Genomic DNA, 1,930 nt, shown 5'->3' with positions numbered 1-1,930 from the left:
CTGCACCCGCACCAGCTGTCCGGCGGCATGGCGCGCCGGGCGCTGGCCGCGATGGCGCTCATGGCCGACCCGGCGCTGGTGCTGGCCGACGAGCCGACGCCCGGCCTCCCGCCGGAGTCGGTGCGCGCGGTGCTGGCGGACCTGCGCCGGATCGCCGACGACGGCCGCGCGGTCGTGCTGATCACGCACGAGCTGACCGGGGCGCTGGAGATCGCCGACCGGGTGGTGATCTGCCGCGACGGGCGGACCGTGGACGAGGCCGACCCCGCGGACTTCCGGGGCGACGGCGGGGCGCTGGCGCACCCGTCCACGCGGGCGCTGTGGAACGCGCTGCCCGCCAACGGGTTCCACGTGCCCGGTGAGCTGGAGGGGGAGCGGTGAGCCTGCGCGCGCGGGACGTGTGGTTCCGGTACGGCCGGACCGGGCCGTGGGTGGTGCGCGGCGTCGACCTCGACGTCGAGCCCGGCGAGGTGGTCGGGCTGCACGGGGCGAGCGGGTCGGGCAAGAGCACGCTCGGCAGGCTGCTCGCGGGGCTGGACCGGCCGCGCCGCGGCGCGGTGGAGGCGGACGGCGCCGCGCCCCGGCCGGGCAGGGGCGTGCCGAACCCGGTGCAGCTCGCCTTCCAGGACGCGCACTCGGCGATGGACCCCCGGTGGCGGGTGTCCGAGGTGCTGGCGGAGACCGCGCCGGGCGGTGGCGCGGCGGGTGAGGTGGCCGCGCTGGACCCGGTGCTGGTGCCGCCCGCCCTGCTGGACCGGTTCCCGCACGAGATCAGCGGCGGCGAGGCCCAGCGGGTGAACCTGGCCCGCGCGCTGCTGACCTCGCCGCGCTACCTGGTGGCCGACGAGATCACCGCGAGCCTGGACGCGATCACCCAGGCGGTGATCTGGCGGCTGCTGCTGGAGCGGGTGCGGGCGGACCGGGTCGGCGTGCTGGCGATCTCGCACGACCGGCCGCTGCTCGACGCCGTCGCGGACCGGGTGGTGGACCTGGCCGAGGTGCAGGCCGAGGTGCAGGCCGAACCCGCTCGGTGATCCCCACGTCCTCGGACGGGTGGCCTCCTGCGCCCGTCCGGGTGACGTCCCCACGAGCAGTGGGCGGAGCGCGCAAAACGGGCAGACAGTCCCGCCTCCCGGTGTTACACCTGGATCACCAGTGCTTGCGGTAGCTAACCAAATTGGCTGGAGGCGGCCATGTGCGGCATCACCGGGTGGGTCTCCCACGACTCCGACCTCACCACGCGCCCCGGAGCCGGGGACGTCCTGGCCGGGATGACCGCCACCATGGCCTGCCGCGGCCCGGACGACTCCGGGACCTGGTGGCACCCGAACGCCGCCCTCGGCCACCGCAGGCTCGCCGTCATCGACCTGCCCGGCGGTCGCCAGCCGATGGTGCTGCCCACCCCGCGCGGCGACCTCTGCCTGGTCTACAGCGGCGAGACCTACAACCACGCCGAGCTGCGCGCCGAGCTGACCGCGCTCGGCCACACCTGGCGCACCGCCAGCGACACCGAGGTCGTCCTGCACGGCTACCTGGAGTGGGGCGAGCGCGTCGTCGAGCACCTCAACGGCATGTACGCCTTCGCCGTCTGGGACTCCCGCGACCGGACCCTCCTGCTGGCCCGCGACCGCATGGGCGTCAAACCCCTCTACTACCGCCCCACCCCGGACGGCGTGCTGTTCGGCTCCGAGCCCAAGGCGGTCCTGGCCCACCCGCTGGCGGAGCGCGCCGTGGACGACGACGGCCTGCGCGAGCTGCTCCTGCCCACCCAGCGGCCCGGCTGGTCGCTGTGGAAGGACCTCGTCCCGGTCGAGCCGGGCACCACCGTCACGGTCAGCCGCTCCGGGATCCGCGCCCGCGCCTACTGGTCCCTGCGCACCACCCCGCACGCCGACGACCGCGACACCACCGTCGCCACCGTCCGCGAGCT

2 protein-coding genes and 1 pseudogene are annotated in these 1,930 nt (G+C 75.6%); all 3 read left to right on the top strand.

The features are described 5' to 3' along the window. Positions 1-381: pseudogene (locus ACTUAL_RS00385) on the top strand (ATP-binding cassette domain-containing protein); the annotation flags it as partial. Next, positions 378-1,034: an ABC transporter ATP-binding protein gene (locus ACTUAL_RS00380; protein WP_440898862.1), complete on the top strand. Its 657-nt coding sequence runs from the start codon at positions 378-380 to the stop codon at positions 1,032-1,034. The pseudogene ACTUAL_RS00385 and the gene ACTUAL_RS00380, both read left to right, overlap by 4 nt. Positions 1,035-1,193: 159 nt before the next feature. Continuing rightward, positions 1,194-1,930: asparagine synthetase B family protein (locus ACTUAL_RS00375; protein ID WP_440898861.1), on the top strand; the 737-nt coding region annotated here is incomplete at its 3' end.

It is taken from the genome of Actinosynnema sp. (assembly GCF_052038725.1).
Note: the sequence above shows the minus strand (reverse complement) of the source record. Positions and strands in the feature narration are given on the sequence as shown.